Origin of the sequence: Micromonospora sp. NPDC049049, from assembly GCF_040649115.1 — a bacterium.
Taxonomy (GTDB): Bacteria; Actinomycetota; Actinomycetes; order Mycobacteriales; family Micromonosporaceae; genus Micromonospora.
Genome location: NZ_JBEZEX010000002.1, coordinates 257,716 through 272,727, shown reverse-complemented (window position 1 = coordinate 272,727; position 15,012 = coordinate 257,716). Strand labels below are relative to the sequence as shown.

The 15,012-nt window shown below is 70.4% G+C and carries 14 protein-coding genes; 4 read left to right on the top strand and 10 right to left on the bottom strand.

Going from position 1 to position 15,012, the window contains the following annotated elements:
- The first annotated feature begins 36 nt into the window (after positions 1-36).
- The 3 genes from AB0B68_RS03655 (at position 37) to AB0B68_RS03645 (ending at position 3,507) form a co-directional block, all read left to right on the top strand.
- Positions 37-2,457, top strand: coding sequence for a DEAD/DEAH box helicase (locus tag AB0B68_RS03655; protein WP_357198399.1), 2,421 nt, complete (start codon positions 37-39; stop codon positions 2,455-2,457).
- 98 nt (positions 2,458-2,555) lie between these two features.
- The gene (locus AB0B68_RS03650) at positions 2,556-2,765 is read left to right on the top strand and encodes a hypothetical protein (protein ID WP_357198402.1); all 210 of its coding nucleotides are present in this window, start codon (positions 2,556-2,558) and stop codon (positions 2,763-2,765) included.
- A gap of 163 nt (positions 2,766-2,928) precedes the next feature.
- Complete coding sequence (locus AB0B68_RS03645; RefSeq protein ID WP_238668797.1) at positions 2,929-3,507, top strand: hypothetical protein; 579 nt, start codon at positions 2,929-2,931, stop codon at positions 3,505-3,507.
- A 338-nt stretch (positions 3,508-3,845) separates the two neighbouring features.
- Here AB0B68_RS03645 and AB0B68_RS03640 read toward each other — a convergent pair whose 3' ends face one another.
- The 10 genes from AB0B68_RS03640 to AB0B68_RS03595 form a co-directional block, all read right to left on the bottom strand.
- Positions 3,846-4,205 carry an Rv3654c family TadE-like protein gene (locus AB0B68_RS03640; protein WP_357257763.1) on the bottom strand — a complete coding sequence of 120 codons (360 nt, stop codon included), beginning with the start codon at positions 4,203-4,205 and terminating at the stop codon, positions 3,846-3,848.
- A gap of 53 nt (positions 4,206-4,258) precedes the next feature.
- Positions 4,259-4,576, bottom strand: a complete 318-nt coding sequence (locus AB0B68_RS03635) for a TadE family type IV pilus minor pilin (RefSeq protein WP_357257761.1) — start codon at positions 4,574-4,576, stop codon at positions 4,259-4,261.
- Positions 4,577-4,701: 125 nt separating this feature from the next.
- Complete coding sequence (locus AB0B68_RS03630; protein WP_081883916.1) at positions 4,702-4,869, bottom strand: DUF4244 domain-containing protein; 168 nt, start codon at positions 4,867-4,869, stop codon at positions 4,702-4,704.
- 23 nt (positions 4,870-4,892) lie between these two features.
- Positions 4,893-5,513, bottom strand: coding sequence for a type II secretion system F family protein (locus AB0B68_RS03625; protein ID WP_357257697.1), 621 nt, complete (start codon positions 5,511-5,513; stop codon positions 4,893-4,895).
- On the bottom strand, positions 5,510-6,808 hold the full coding sequence (locus AB0B68_RS03620) for a hypothetical protein (protein WP_357257695.1): 1,299 nt from the start codon (positions 6,806-6,808) through the stop codon (positions 5,510-5,512). Before AB0B68_RS03620 ends, AB0B68_RS03625 begins: the two co-directional genes overlap by 4 nt.
- A complete protein-coding gene (locus tag AB0B68_RS03615; RefSeq protein WP_357257693.1) occupies positions 6,805-8,016 on the bottom strand; it encodes a TadA family conjugal transfer-associated ATPase in 1,212 nt (403 codons plus the stop codon). The genes AB0B68_RS03620 and AB0B68_RS03615 overlap by 4 nt, the downstream gene beginning before the upstream one ends.
- Positions 8,013-9,116, bottom strand: a complete 1,104-nt coding sequence (gene ssd / locus AB0B68_RS03610) for a septum site-determining protein Ssd (protein WP_357257691.1) — start codon at positions 9,114-9,116, stop codon at positions 8,013-8,015. Before ssd ends, AB0B68_RS03615 begins: the two co-directional genes overlap by 4 nt.
- A gap of 219 nt (positions 9,117-9,335) precedes the next feature.
- Positions 9,336-10,346, bottom strand: a complete 1,011-nt coding sequence (locus AB0B68_RS03605) for a CU044_5270 family protein (protein ID WP_357257689.1) — start codon at positions 10,344-10,346, stop codon at positions 9,336-9,338.
- Positions 10,346-10,900, bottom strand: a complete 555-nt coding sequence (locus AB0B68_RS03600) for a sigma-70 family RNA polymerase sigma factor (protein WP_357257687.1) — start codon at positions 10,898-10,900, stop codon at positions 10,346-10,348. The genes AB0B68_RS03605 and AB0B68_RS03600 overlap by 1 nt, the downstream gene beginning before the upstream one ends.
- Positions 10,901-11,009: 109 nt before the next feature.
- Positions 11,010-12,200, bottom strand: coding sequence for a serine hydrolase domain-containing protein (locus tag AB0B68_RS03595; RefSeq protein ID WP_357257685.1), 1,191 nt, complete (start codon positions 12,198-12,200; stop codon positions 11,010-11,012).
- Positions 12,201-13,365: 1,165 nt separating this feature from the next.
- Here AB0B68_RS03595 and AB0B68_RS03590 point away from each other — a divergent pair.
- A partial coding sequence (locus AB0B68_RS03590; RefSeq protein WP_357257683.1) for a tetratricopeptide repeat protein occupies positions 13,366-15,012 on the top strand: 1,647 nt, incomplete at its 3' end.

Below are 15,012 nucleotides of genomic sequence, written 5' to 3'. Positions count from 1 at the left end.
TTTTCATCTCCGAACACCAGTGCGAGAGTGCAGGGCGTGACCTCCAACGACTTCAGCTCCGCGCGCGGCACGCCGCGCCACGACCTGGAGTCGTCGTCCGCGGCCACCGTATCCGCTGCTCCCGGCACCGGGCCAGCGCCCGCCGACCTGCTGCGCCGGCTACGCGCCCGAGGCGCCGCCGACCCGGTCACCCACGTCGAGCGGGTGCCGGCCCGCGCCGGGGTGCCCGCGCCGTGGCCGTCGTGGGCACCGGCGGAGTTGCGCGCGGCGTTCACCCGACGCGGCGTGGTCGCGCCGTGGCAGCACCAGGCCGAGGCTGCCAACCTGGCGTACGAGGGCCAGCACGTCGTCGTCGCCACCGGCACCGCGTCCGGCAAGTCACTGGCGTACCAACTGCCCGCCCTGGCCACCCTGCTCGCCGACCCCCGGGCCACGGTGCTCTACCTGGCACCGACCAAGGCCCTCGCCGCGGACCAGTTGCGCGCCGTCTCCGCGCTGGAGCTGGAAGGGGTACGCCCCGCCTGCTACGACGGGGACACTCCGCGCACCGAGCGGGAGTGGATCCGGCGGCACTCCCGGTTCGTGCTGACCAACCCGGACATGCTGCACCACGGCATCCTGCCCGGGCACGCCCAGTGGTCCGGCTTCCTGCGCCGACTCGCGTACGTGGTGATCGACGAGTGCCACACGTACCGGGGGGTGTTCGGCTCGCACGTCGCGCACGTGCTGCGTCGGCTGCGCCGGCAGTGCGCCCGGTTCGGGGCCACCCCGGTGTTCGTGCTCGCCTCGGCGACGTCCGGTGACCCGGCCACCGCGGCGGGGCGTCTGACCGGGCTGCCGGTGACGGCGGTCACCGAGGACGCCTCCCCCCGCGGCGGAGTCACCTTCGCGCTCTGGGAACCGCCGCTGCTGCCACCCGACTCGTCGGCCTCGACCCCGGTGCCGCCGCAGGCGACGGGAGAACACGACGAGCTCCACCAGGTCCGCCGGTCGGCGCTGCGCGAGACCGCGGACCTGCTCGCCGACACGGTCGCCGAGGGGGTACGCACCCTCGCCTTCGTCCGCTCCCGCAAGGGCGCCGAGGTGGTGGCCACCAACGCACGTCGAGCGCTGGACGACGCGGTTCCAGGGCTCGGCGACCGGGTGGCCGCCTACCGGGGCGGCTACCTGCGGGAGGAGCGGCGCGAGCTGGAACGGGCGCTGCTGCACGGCGACCTGCTCGGCCTGGCCTCCACCAACGCGCTGGAGCTGGGCGTGGACCTGGTCGGGCTCGACGCGGTGCTGATCTGCGGCTACCCGGGCACCCGGGCGTCGCTGTGGCAGCAGGCGGGCCGCGCCGGGCGCTCCGGGCAGGAGGCCCTCGCGGTGCTGGTGGCCCGGGACGACCCCCTGGACACCTACCTGGTGCACCACCCGGAGGCGATCTTCGGCGCGCCGGTGGAGGCGACGGTGCTCGACCCGGCCAACCCGTACGTGCTGGCACCGCAGCTGGCCTGCGCCGCGGTGGAGGCGCCGCTCACACCTGCCGACCTGGCGCTCTTCGGCGAGGGGGCGAAGGAGGCGGTCGACGAGCTGGTCGCGGCGGGGGCGCTGCGGCAGCGGCCCACCGGTTGGTACTGGCGGCACCGCGAGCGGCCAGAGGTGGACCTGCGCGGCGAGGGCGGCGCCCCGGTCGCGGTGGTGGAGTCGTCGACCGGCCGGCTGCTCGGCACTGTCGACGGCGGCTCGTCGCACTTTCTGCTGCATTCCGGCGCGGTCTACCTGCACCAGGGCGTCTCGTACGTGGTCGACCAGCTTGACCTGGCCGACGGTTGCGCGCTGGTACGCGCCGAGGAACCGGACTGGTCCACCCACGCCCGCGACGTCACCGACCTGTCGGTGGTGTCGGTGCGCTCCTACGTGGACGCCGGCCCGGTGGGCATGTTCCTCGGCGAGGTGGATGTGACCAGCCAGGTGGTGTCGTACCAGCGGCGGCGGATCGCCACCGGCGAGGTGATCGACACCCGGCCGCTGGACCTGCCCGCCCGGGAGCTTCGCACGGTGGCGGTCTGGTTCACCCTGTCACCGCAGTCGTTGGCCCTCGCCGGGGTTCAGCCGGCCGACGTGCCGGGTGCGCTGCACGCCGCCGAACACGCCGCGATCGGCCTGCTGCCGCTGATGGCCACCTGCGACCGGTGGGACATCGGCGGGCTCTCCACCGCCCTGCACCCCGACACCGAGGCGCCGACCGTCTTCGTCTACGACGGGCATCCGGGTGGCGCCGGGTTCGCCGAGCGGGCGTACGGGACGGCGGCGGCGTGGCTGCGGGCCACCCGGGACGCGATCGCGGAGTGCGGCTGTGAGGCCGGTTGCCCGTCCTGCGTGCAGTCACCGAAATGCGGCAACGGCAACAACCCCCTCTCCAAACCGGACGCGATCCGGGTGCTCGACGTGGTGTTGGCGAACCTGCCGGACTGAGCGGCTTGCATGAATCGGCCTGGCACGGGGCACAATGGTGTGGGAGCGCTTCCATCGATGCCCATGTTGCCGACCGCCCCCGTGCCCGAGGAGAAGCCGTGGCCGACACCATCGCCGAAACCGTCGACCTGCTCTACACCATCGACCAGGACAATCTCACCCTCGACCAGCAGATCGCGCTGGGGTCGGCACTGGCCGCCCTGGCCCAGGCGGAACGGCTGGAACAGATCAACGAGCGGCTGCGCGGCATCCACCAGGTGCTGAACACCGCGGCGCTGCGGGCCGCGAACTCCGTCGACAGTCGCTGACGTCCTTCGGAGTGGTCCTGCCCGGGCACCAGTGACCACTCCGTGCTGGGTAGTCGTCCGGCGACCTCGACGGCTACCCAGCAGCAGCTGAACAAGGGCGGCAGGGACGCGACGGTTGTCGGGCTGTGCGAGACTCCGGCGCACCAACCCCGGAGGAGTACGCATGCAGCTCGACAACTTGCAGGGCCAGCACCAGTTCCACATCCGCCAGCGACTGCGCATGATGGTCAACCAGTACGAGGTCCGGGCGGTCGCCCCCGACGGCACCGAAGGTGAGCTGCTGGCGTTCGCGCAGCAGAAGCGGCTCGCCTTCAAGGAGCAGGTGACCATCTACACGGATGACTCCAAGCAGCAGCCTCTGCTCGGCTTCAAGGCCCGCCAGCGCATCGACCTCGGCGCCACGTACGACGTCACCGACGCGGCCGGCAACCCGATCGGGCTGTTCCGCAAGGACTTCGCCCAGTCGCTGCTGCGCTCCACCTGGCACGTCGAGCAGGCCGGTCTGCCGCAGGTGACGGGCCAGGAGCGGAGCATGCCGGTGGCACTGCTGCGTCGATTCGTCGACTCGCTGTCCTGGCTGCCGTACCACTTCGACTTCACCGCAGGCGGTCAGCCGGTCTTCACCGTGGTCAAGAAGTGGGGCCTGCGCGACAAGTACGTCGTCGAGGTGCAGAACCCGCAGATCGACCGTCGCCTGGTCATCGCGATGGCCGTCGCCCTCGACGCGCTCCAGGCCCGCTGACACACCCGGCCCGGGCCACGGCAGCGCGGCGACCCTCCACGGTCGCCGTAGCGGCCACCCAATCCTCGGCGGCCGGCCGGGACCTGGACCTCAACCAGTCCCGGCCGGCGGGCCGCGGCACCTGACCCCCTGCCCCCGGATGTGGTCCGCTCCCCCTTTGGAGCTGATGTCGTAAACGCATCACGCCCGGCGTCGTAAACGATTCAGCTCCGTAGCGCTCACCAGTCCCGAGTGCCTTGGCAATCCGGCAAGCCACAGGCCAGCCCTCCTCGCGCTACGTCTGGCACTGCGGCGATGGTGAGCAGAGACGCCGCCGGTCAGGCGGGCAACCACCCGGCTCAACCACGTACCGGGCCGGCGCGGGCGCTCGCCGCAGCCACCCGGGTCAGGCCGGGTAGTGGTGTGAACGCCACCTCGACCGTCACCAGCACGTCCATCCCGTCGAGGTGACAGCCGACCAGCCGGCCATCGTTGCGACCGGCGAGGTCGGATGCGGACGCGCAGGCTCCTGCCTCGCCGTCGAGCGCCCGCGCCGCCCCGGCCAGCGCGCCGAGGTCGGCAGCTACCGCCGCCCGCTGGCTCGCCATTCCGGCGGCGACGATGGCGGCGCCGAACGTCCCGAACACCACGAAGACGAGCCCCATCGCCAGCAGCAGGACCGTAGCGCCACCTCGCTGCCGGTCCGGCAGGCGATCAATGTGCTCCCCGGAAGCCGGTGGATGACCGGCGGGGGGTGACGGATCTCTTCGCACTACCAACTCCCCTCGTGCGCGCCCGGTTCGACGGCGGCGACTGCGGTGGCGACCACGGTGATCCGAGGTAGCCGGCCGCCCAAGGTCCGGACGGGTGCCCGTACCGTCGCCCGCACCCGCTCGCCGTCGACGGACACGGAAACCGCCGCGCCCGGCGGCGCCGCGCTGTCACCCGCCGCGCCGCCGTCCGCGCCCCGGGCGGCGGCGAGCGCAGCCTCCCGGGCCGCGTGCAGGCAACCCGCCTGTGCGCTGACGGCGTTGACAGCGGTCAGGCCGGCCAGCAGGAGCAGGAGCAGCGCCGGCAGGCCGGCCGCCAGTTCGGCGGTGAAGGACCCCCGGTCCCCGCCGACGGTCCGCGGGAGGACGCGAAGTCTCCGCCCGTCGCGTGCCGCCGGCCCGGGAACGCTCGAACCTGGATCGCGGCCGGCCTGCCGGCGCTCGATCACTTCAGTGCCCGGTCGATGACGGCGGTCAGTGCCGACTGGACGTTGCCGGAGGTCAGCACCTTCAACAGGATCCCGGCGAAGGCGACCGCGGCGAGGGTGCCCACGGCGTACTCGGCCGTGTTCATTCCGGCATCGCCGCGTAGGCGGGCGATGAGTTTGCGCATGACTGGTTTCCCTTCTCGATGGGTCAGAGCACGTCGCCGAGAACGGCGACGATCACCGGCACGAGTCCGGCGAGAATGAAGGCCGGCAGGAAGCAGAGCCCCAGCGGCAGGACGATGAGCACACCCGCCCGGCGGGCCGATGCCTCGGCAGCGGTGGCCCGATCAGCGCGCAGGTCGTCGGCGAGCCGGGTCAGCGCGCCGGCCAGGGCGGCACCACTGTTCGCCGACCGCAACGCCGCTGCGGTCAGGCGCTCCGCGCCGGGCACCCCGTCCAGCGCGGACCATGCCTCCGCTGGGCCACCACCGAGCAGCAGCGTGCGGCCGACCCGGGCCAACCGGCCGGCGAGCGGCCCGTCCAGTGCCTCGGCGACGGCCAGTACCGAGCGATCCACCGGGGCGCCCGCCCGCATCGCCGCAGCCAGCAGGTCGGCGGCGAGCGGTAGGTCGGCGGCCTCCTGCTGCCGCCGACGACGCACAGCGGGCGACTCGATCCGCCGCAACAGGACGTCGAGCAGGAACGCGGCCGGGATAGCGCCGAGCAGCCCGAGCCAGCCCCCGACGACGATGGCCACGGCGAGCCCAGCCAGCACCGCCACGAGCCGGATCACGTCCGGTCGCCGCCTGGCTGGGCCTTGGGCGGTCATCCGGCCCGCCCCGGTGCCGCGCCCAGCCGTTCCGCCCAGAGGAGGCCCACCACCTGAAGGGCGACCGCGACAACCGCGCTGGCGCCACCGACCGAGCTGTGCAGGAGCACCGCCATGGGGTCGACGCCGATGCCGTACCCCAGCCCGATCCCGCCAACCGGCAGGGCCGCCAGTAGCCAGGCCGTGGCCCGGGCACCGGCCGCCTGGGCCGCCGCTGCGGCCAGACCCCGGTCGGTCGCCCGTGCGTCCGCCTCGATCCGCTCCAGAAGCTCCGCCAGCGGAGCACCGGTCCGGTCGGCCAAGCGCACCGCCGCCGCGGTCAGCTGACGTAGGCGGCTCCCCCCGTCACTCCCGACGGCCGTGACGTCGAGGACGTGTGGAACGGGCAGGCCGGCTCGTAGGTCCGCCGCGAGGCCGCAGAGCTGGTCCAGCCCACGTCGTCTGTCGCGCTCGGCGCTGCGGTTCACTCGCCAGCGCAGCGCGGCGCGCACGGCCAGCGTGCCGTACGCGGCCATCGCGACCGCAGCTACCGGACCGCCGACCACGGCACCCACCCCGCCACCGAGCAGACCGACCATCGGCAGCACGCGGGTCGTCGATCGCGAGATGCGCACCGACGGAGGCGTACCCGGCCTGCTCCCGGTCGCGCCGACGCGCCCGCGGGCGCGGCAATCGACGATCGCGCACCCGTCGGACGCCGCCCCGTCGGACGCACCGCCTCGGCAGCCGGCGTCCAGGTCGCCGTGCCCGTCTGCGGTTGCCGGGCCGGAGACGTCGTTCCGACCGGCCGTGTCCGCACTGCTGACACCAATCGTGATCGTGGCTGCCGACGCGCCCGGCTGCCGTTCGGCATCGAGCATCGTGGGGGCCACCCCCGGGCGGGCGGTGCCGGTCGGGCGTCGGGGATCCCGCCGGGCCGGTGGGCGCGTCGGCCCCTCCGGACGTGTGAACCCGTCCGCCGCTCCCGGCCAACTCGGGCTGCGGGTGACGTCCCGGTCGGGCCAGCCGAGTGCCGTCCGTCTTTCGTTGGCACCCACGGTGGCACCCGACTCGCCCGCGATGCCGACCGGATGACCCTTGGTCGGGACAGCTCCGGTGCCGTCGACCGGCCCCTCCGCCGTGCGACCGAGTTCCCTGATCCACTGCACCAGGGCCTCATCCGGATCAACACGGTCGGCCATCCGCTCCGGTGCCAGCACGCGACGGCGACGGGACCGGATGCTCCGCACGGGCCACGCCACCAGGGCAGCGGCGAGAAGGAGCAGGGCCGCAACCAGCGTCGTCTCGGCGGTCATGTCGGACCCGCCGATCCGGGCCATGGTTCGCTGAGGATGGGTGGCACCGCCACCCCACGCCCCCGCAGCAGCGCCCCGAGGGCACGGGCGGCGAGCCCGAGCCCGCTGCCGCGCACCCAGGCGGGCACCACCGTCACCATGCGTTCGGGTCCCTCGGGCAGCAGCAGGCAGACCGATTCCAGGACGCGACCCCGGTCGCCGCGTCGTACCTGGAACAGCACCTGCAACGCGGCGGCCACCTGGGCGTGCAGCGCGGCGCGAGGCAGCCCACCCAACATGCCGAGGGCCTCCAACCGGGCCGGCACGTCCGACGGTGTGTTGGCGTGCAGGGTGCCCGCACCCCCGTCGTGGCCGGTGTTGAGCGCGGCCAGCAGGTCGACCACCTCGCCGCCCCGGCACTCCCCGACAACCAGCCGGTCCGGGCGCATCCGCAACGCCTGCCGGACCAGGTCCGCCAGGCTGACCACGCCCGTCCCCTCCACATTGGCGGTACGTGCCTGGAGCCCCACCACGTGCGGATGCCCCGGACGCAGCTCGGCGGCGTCCTCCACCAGCACGATCCGTTCGGTGGTCGGCACCATCCCCAGCAGGGTGTTGAGCAGGGTGGTCTTGCCCGACCCGGTGCCCCCGGTCACCAGGTACGCCAGTCGGGCCGCCACAACTGCGGCGAGCAGTGGTGCCAGCGGTCGCGGCACGGTCCCCTGGCGCACCAGCTCGTCGAGGGTGAACGGCCGGTGCCGGAAGGTCCGCAGCGAGAGGTAGGGACCTTCGGTCGCCACCGGCGGCAGCACGGCGTGCAGTCGGGTGCCGTCAGGTAGCCGCGCGTCCGCGTACGGAGAGCCGTCGTCGAGCCGCCGCCCCGCGCTGGCGATCAGCCGCTGCGCCAATCGACGGACGTCCTCCACCGAGCCCACCGGGACGGCGACCTGGTGCAACCCCGACCCGCGGTCGACCCAGACCCGGACGCCGTTGACGAGGACGTCGGTGACCTCCGGGTCGGCGAGCAGCGGCGCCAACGGCCCGGCGCCGACCAGGTCGTCGCGCACCCGGTCGGCGATCCGCAGCATGGCGGTGTCGCCGAGCACTGCGGCGGCGGGTTCGGCCCGTACCGCGGAGACGATGGCCGCTGCGGTGACCGGGGTGGCGGCGGCGGCGATCCGCTGCCGTACCCGGGCGGCGAGCGTGCCGTCCTCCGGCCCGGCGGTCACGCCGCACCCGCACCCGGCGCGCCGGTGAGGTCGGTGACGATCCGTTGGCAGAGCACGGCGAGTGGGCCCTTGCCCCCGGCGGCCGGCGCCTCGCCCCGTTCCAGCCGACGGCAGAGCTCTGGCTCGGGGCGCAGCGTGCCGGCCAGGGGGAGGCCCAGCGCCCGTGCCACCTCGGACGCCCGCAACCGCCCGGGCGCGGGCCCGCGCACCACCACCGAGAGTGCAGCGCAGTGCGGGGCGGCCGCGGCCACCACCCGAGTGGCCGCCGCGGTGGCACGCAACTCGGCCGGCACGACGACGAACGCCTGGTCGGCGGCTTGCAGCGCCACCACAGCCGCATCGTCCAACTGTCGGGGCAGGTCGATCACCACGAAGTCGCGCCCACGCCGGGCCGCGTCGACTGTCGCCGCCATCGCCGTCACCGGCAGCGGCAGCATCTCGCCGCGGTCCCAGGAGAGCACCACGAGGTCACCCCGGCTGGGCAGGGCCTGCACCAGCGCCGGGGCGTCCACCCGACCGTCTGCGCTGGTGAGCGACGGCCAGCGCAGGCCTTCCAACTGCTCCCAGCCCAGCACGAGGTCGAGGCCACCACCGAGCGGGTCGGCGTCGACCAGGAGGGTGCGCAACCGGGCCCGGGCGGCGGTCACCGCCAGACCACCGGCGAACACACTCGCCCCCGCACCGCCCCGACCACCGAGGACCGCGACGACACGGGCGCCGACGCCGGCCGGACGATCCGGATGATGTTCGGCGAACCGATCCACCAACCACGGCTCTGCGGCCGGCAGCGTGGCGACGTGCTCGGCCCCGATCAGCTCGGCGGTCTGCCACCCAGGGTCGAGCTGACCAGCCCGGCCGAGCAGCACCAGCCGAGGGCGCTGCGGCAACCGGGCGCGCAGGCAGGCCTGCGCCTGGTCGGCGCCGAGCAGGACCAGGGGCGCGGTAAGCCACCGGGTGCGGGCAGCCGCTGGGTCGCGGGCGAGTTCCACCTCCGTGCCGCCGACGGCGGCGAGCCGGAGCACATCGTCGAGCAGGTCGTCGTCGCCGGTGACGACCAGCGGGAGCCGGCGGATCGGCGGAACCGTGGTACGGGGTGGCATCGCGGCCTCCAGCGGTCGGGCTCTGGTATGCCGCCGACAGTGCTCGGAATCCACCCCACGAGCCGTCCCGATGTCGTCGCCTGTGGACAACCTGGTGGCCTGTGGAAAACCGCCGCCGAGACAGTTGATCTGCTACGGGCGCGGGCATCGCGGCAGCTACGGCCGCTACGGGGAAAACAGCGGGGCCGCTCCCGAAAGGAGCAGCCCCGCAAGTCGCGGTCAGCCGACCCGGTCGGTCCAGCCGGCATCGAGGATCACCTGGTACGAGCTGATCCGCACTGGCGACAGCGTCAACCGCTCATCGGCGAGCAGTTCGCCCGTCGTCGGATCGAAGACCAGAAGAGATTGCGCGTCGTGTTCGCGGTCGTCGAAGGTGACGGCGACCCCCTTCCGACCGGCACGGTCCGTGACCTGCCCCCGCCAGCGGAAGCCGGGCACGTCGGCGAGGACCCGCAGGACCGCCGCTCGGGTCGCACGCGGTACGACGTACCGGCCGTAGAGCGTGCTGACCCCCTTGCTCGCCGCCCCTGCGCCGTATTCGACCTTCAGCAGCTCCCGCAGCTCGGCTGGGACGGCCGACGGCGGCCTGAGTTCCTGCGGCGGCAGCGGGATCATGGCCGGAGCAGGGGTGCCCTCGACCGCCGGACGCGAATCGAAGGCTCGCTGCCAGTAGTCCCGGGACTCCTGGTCGGGGTACTGCGGCTCCAGCTGGGTGTTGATCTGACTGCCCGTCCCGTCTGCGGCCTGCCAGACCTGGGAGGCCCCGGCGAAGGCGACGTGGTGGCGACCGTCGGCGGAGGTCATCACCGGATCGCCCCACACCTTCGTGTGGTGATACATGTAGCGGCCGCGCTGGTGGTCGTACGCCGCATCTTTGATCTTGTCGGCCAGCATGCGCAGCTGCGGGCCGGCGGCCGGCGGATCCGCGTCGAACTGGTACGCGACCGGCACGAGCACCAACCCCGCCGCGTTTCCAGGCCCGCCCGGTGCCTCCGGTGCGCGCCTGCCGAGCGGCTGGAGCACCGCCACGGCACCGGCCGCGACCGCCAGCGTCCCGGCCGTCAGGACCAGCCGGCGGGTCGGGTGTACGCGACGACGCCCGGCGACCGTCTCGGTAGCGCTGGCGCGGTCGATGAGCTCGCGCGCCGAGACCGGCGGTGGCCCGACGGCGGCGTTGCGGGCCGGGTCGGCCGGGCCGAGAAGAGTACGGGTTCGCTCTGCTCCGAACATCACAGATCCTCTCGAAGGGTCGCCAACACCGGTCGACGCCCGGTCTGCGCAGGCCGGGCCGACATCGCTTCGGCAAGGCGACGGCGGGCGCGATGCAGGCGCACTGCGGCGGTCGCCCCGGTGCAACCGAGAACCTTGGCCGCCTCGGCCACCGTCAGCTCCTCCCAGCCGACCAGCCGGAGAATCTCCTGGTCGAGATCGTTGAGGTTGGCCAGCGCAATCCAGATGTCGGCGACCCCGACGTTCGTGTCGGCACCCGACGATCCGGCCAGTCGCTCAAGGTCGACATCGGTGATCGGGAGAAGGTCAGGTGCGCCGCGTCGCGACCGCCACTGGTTCGCCAGAAGGCGTCGGGCCACCCCGTACAGCCAGGGCAGGCTGCGCTCCGGCACCTCGGCGCGACGACGCCAGGCGACGACGAAGACCTCCTGGGCAAGCTCCGCCGACGCATCCCGGTCAGCGAGCCGACGCAGGCCGTACCGAACTATGTGCTCGTACTCGGCGGCGTAGAGACTGGTGAACCAGCCCTCGTCCCGCTTCTTCGGTGGACCCACCCGAACCCCCATTGCCTCGGCGACTCTCACAATGGCTTGTGTCGCTGAGGGCCCAGGGATTACCGCGCCGCCTGGGGCGAGTGCCGCCCACCGGTAACGAAGGGCGCGGTCAGTCGTCGATCGCCTGGTAAACGGTGGTCCACAAGTCGTGCCACATCGGCAGCCGCTGGTCGCCCGCGTGTGCCCGCTGCATGAACACGATCGCCGTCAGATCCTCGGCGGGGTCGTTGTACCAGGCCGTGCCGTAGAAGCCAGGCCATCCGTAGCTGCCGACCGAGGGCCCGAGGTGTGTGCGGCGGGTCCGGACCGACATTCCAAAACCCCAGCCGATGGCGTCGAAGTAGCCGGGCCAGAACCCGGAGACGGCCTTCTGGGTCGCGGTCAGGTGGTCGCTCGTCATCAGCGTCACCGCAGGCCGCGACAGCACCCGCTCGCCGCCGTGGGCACCGCCGGCAAGCAGCGCCGAGGCGAAGGCGAGATAGTCGTGAGGGGTCGAGACGAGCCCGCCGCCACCGGACTCGAACAGGCGCGGTCGACTGAACCGCCCGTCCGGACCGTCCTCGACCACCGGCTCGCCGGTGGCGGCGTTGTCCTGCTCGTACGCCGTAGCGAACCGGTCGATGCTCTCGCTACCCACGTCGAAGGCGGTGTCGACCATCCCCAGTGGCTTGCAGACCCGCGCACGGATCGCATCACCGAAGGACATGCCGGTGGCCCGGGCGATGAGCACGCCGGTCACGTTGGCGGCGGTGTCGTACATCCAGCGCTCACCCGGCTGGTGGACGAGCGGAAGGTCACCGAGCTGGCGGATCCACGCGTCCGGCGACTGATATTCGAGTGCGTCCAACGCGTCGGCGACCGGCACCGTGCCCTGCTCGGCAGGGACCATGCCGGTGCCAAGGGTGCCGTCCAGGACGTCCCGCAGCGTTATCGGGCGTTCCGCCGGGACGGTGTCGTCCAGCGGACCGTGGGGATCGGCGAGCACTGTCATGTCCGCCAACTCCGGGAGAAGATCGTCGACCGGGTCGTCGAGGCGGAGCGTGCAGTCCTCGACGAGGGTCATCGCACACGCGGCGACGATCGGCTTCGACATCGAGCCCAGGCGACAGATCGTGTCGGCCGCCATCGGCGTCTGCGACCCGGGACCCTCGAACGCGAGCTGACCCGTCGCTTCGATGTGAACCTCACCGTGCCGGGCGAGGACGACCACCATGCCCGGGACGAAGCGGGACTCGACGTGGTGCTCAAGAAACCCCCGCACCCGGGCCAGCCGTTTCGACGAGAAGCCACCAGCAGCCACGCGTTCCTCCTCAGCTCGTCCCGCTGGGAAATTACACGCCAGGCGGCGATTGCACCGTCCGGCGACAAGTTGGGAGGGGACCCTCGTCCGAGCGGTACCGCTCATAGACAGCCCCCCGCCAGTTCGCGCCTCGCGTTGCGACGCGTTGGCGCGCTCCCGAAGAGAAGAGACGACCCCGTTGGGGCATGGTGGCCTGACTTAAGTAGCGGGTGTGACCAGGAGCGTTGCGGCGTCGTCAGACGCAGCGGTCGTGCCGTTCGAGCATGATCGAGAGTCGCCGCGCGTTATTGCGATCGCTGGAATCTCGGATGACTCGCTCCGGACGACCGAGGACGGCCGAGGGCCGCCTGGAAGCCAGTCAGCTGAGCGCGTGCAACAGGTTCGGCCCGCTACTCTACAAAGATCAAGATATCGCCTCGGCCCGGCGTCTCAGAGGTGATAAGAAATTCGACGGGGGGCTTTGCGTGCGCCAGCCGGTGCACTGAAGGGTCCGGAGCCGCCGCCCCGTGGCGGGGTCAGGTGTATCATGGCGAAACCTTCCGTGTGTACAACTCGACTTGTGGGCGGTCTCGTATCGAATGGCCAGCCAGATCACAGTGACGGGCAGCATAGCGCACGGCGGAATGCCTCCCGACATGGTCCTAGAACGCGTTAAGGCATCATTTCCGCGGGCAACAACGGGTGGAGCGGACTTTGTAATTCCACTGACCGATTGCACAGCTGAACTCTTTTGCAGCAGTAATAGCACACTTCAGTTTTCCATCATTGCAACCAACTCAAGCAATCCCAACCGCTCAGTCAGAGCGGTCACTGCAGCCGAGTTGCTAGTGAGATCAACGGAAACCCTTTGGCAGGGCTTACGCAAATCCCTCAAGCCTTCCAGAATCTACAGGGGCCCACGGCTAGAATGGTGCATCATTGAAGATGCGCAATCGAAAAGCCCGCTACTGGTTCGCGATGACAAGTCGCCACTCGCTTCACCCGGTGCCAAAGTTGCATACGGAGCGAGCGCACTATTTCTCTTTATCGGCGCCGCCCTCTGCTGGTGGCAGATCAAGGACCTCAGTCAGGCACCCAATCGCACGCCAAACTTACTGCAAATCATACTATCTTTAGGACTGTCCGCCATTAGCATGCCAATTCCGATCCTCGTAAACTGGCTGCAGTGGAGGAAGAGCCTGGTGTGGCGCTACGTGAGAGCAGGTCAGTGATGGGGCCGGCAAGCAAGACTCGCTACATTTCTGCAGTAATTGAAAGGGCCCACGCTGCGAACTGGAAGGTCGTCGAATCCGGCGACGAGTTGGCAGTACGTCCTGATCTTCTGTTGCAAAGCGAGCGCGGAAAGTTGTTTGCAATAGACTGGAAGGGCGGAGAAGGCCCTCTCCATTTCAGGAGCGTCTCTTCGCTTGAAGCCGCGTTGACTAGCATCGTGGAACGGTACGAGCCGCCAACGCCGCCGACGGCGATTCTCATTACGTCACAGATACTTACGGAACGACTGCGAGCTGCGGTGGTGACGTCCGCAATCGTTCTCGTCGAATACGGGGCAAGTGATCATGAGAAGCAGGTGTCGAAGCGGATCTTCGATCTATGCCTTGCCCTCGATCGTCGAGTCAACCACCAAGGCGAGGCGCAGGAGATCGAGGACGAGGCGTTCGCGACACTCGAGTCCGACTTCGATCTCACCAGGCGTCATAACTTAGCTAATGTCGCCGCGAGTGTGGGTGACTACGGCAAGGCAATAGAGCTGTACAGGAGCTTGATATCAGACCAGGAAGCCGTGCTAGGAAGCCAACACCCCGAGCCACTGAATAGCCGGGTAAACCTTGCACGGATTCTAGTATCAGCTGGCCGACTTCGCGAAGCCGAGACGGAACTGAACTTCGCCCTGCGTCGGCAAGCAGAGCTTCTTGGATTTGAACATACAGAAACTCTCACGACGCGGTTCGCGCTTGCCACGGTCCTTCGAGACTCCGGCCGAATAGAGGATGCAGAAGCGCAGATCCGCTCAGTTATCTCAGCATATGAGAGGACCGCCGGGCAGAAGCATTCACAGTTGCCGGCAGCTCGCATACTGCTTGCCGCCATACTAGCCGCTGAGGGTCGCTTCCATGATGCCGAGGCAGAACTCAACCTTCTTTTATCGGAACGCCTTGGTAGAGGCGGCAATGTACGTGACGTCGCATATGCCTACGGCCAGCTCGGCCTGGTCGCACAGCAGCAAGAGCGGTTCGGCGAGGCCGAAGCCCACTACCGGCAGGCACTCGACATCGCGTTGGAGTTCAACGACCGCCGAAACATCGGAGCCATCTACTACCAGCTTGGCATCGTTGCACAACAGCAAGAGCGATTCGATGAAGCGCGTAGCTACTACCACCGGGCCCTCGACGTCGAACTTGAATTTAACGACCGCGGAAACGCTGCAATCACCTACCGCCAGCTCGGCCTGGTCGCACAGCAGCAAGAGCGGTTCGACGAGGCCGAAGCCCACTACCGGCAGGCACTCGACATCGCGTTGGAGTTCAACGACCGCCGAAACATCGGAGCCAACTACTACCAACTCGGCAACGTCGCACAACAGCAAGCACGGCTCGACGAGGCCGAAGCCCACTACCGGCAGGCACTCGACATCGAACTCGAATTCAACGACCGCCGAAACGCTGCAATCACCTACCACCAGCTCGGCCTGGTCGCACAGCAGCAAGAGCGGTTCGACGAGGCCGAAGCCCACTTCCGGCAGGCACTCGACATCGCCTTGGAGTTCAACGACCGCCGAAACATCGGACCCAACTACTACCAACTCGGCAACGTC

What these genes read in the sequence shown, in the direction of transcription:
- AB0B68_RS03645 (WP_238668797.1), top strand. Translation starts at nt 2,929, where the DNA reads ATGCAGCTCGACAACTTGCAGGGCCAGCACCAGTTCCACATCCGCCAG.
- AB0B68_RS03630 (WP_081883916.1), bottom strand. Translation starts at nt 4,869, where the DNA reads ATGCGCAAACTCATCGCCCGCCTACGCGGCGATGCCGGAATGAACACG.
- AB0B68_RS03625 (WP_357257697.1), bottom strand. Translation starts at nt 5,513, where the DNA reads ATGACCGCCCAAGGCCCAGCCAGGCGGCGACCGGACGTGATCCGGCTC.
- AB0B68_RS03620 (WP_357257695.1), bottom strand. Translation starts at nt 6,808, where the DNA reads ATGACCGCCGAGACGACGCTGGTTGCGGCCCTGCTCCTTCTCGCCGCT.
- ssd (WP_357257691.1), bottom strand. Translation starts at nt 9,116, where the DNA reads ATGCCACCCCGTACCACGGTTCCGCCGATCCGCCGGCTCCCGCTGGTC.
- AB0B68_RS03605 (WP_357257689.1), bottom strand. Translation starts at nt 10,346, where the DNA reads ATGTTCGGAGCAGAGCGAACCCGTACTCTTCTCGGCCCGGCCGACCCG.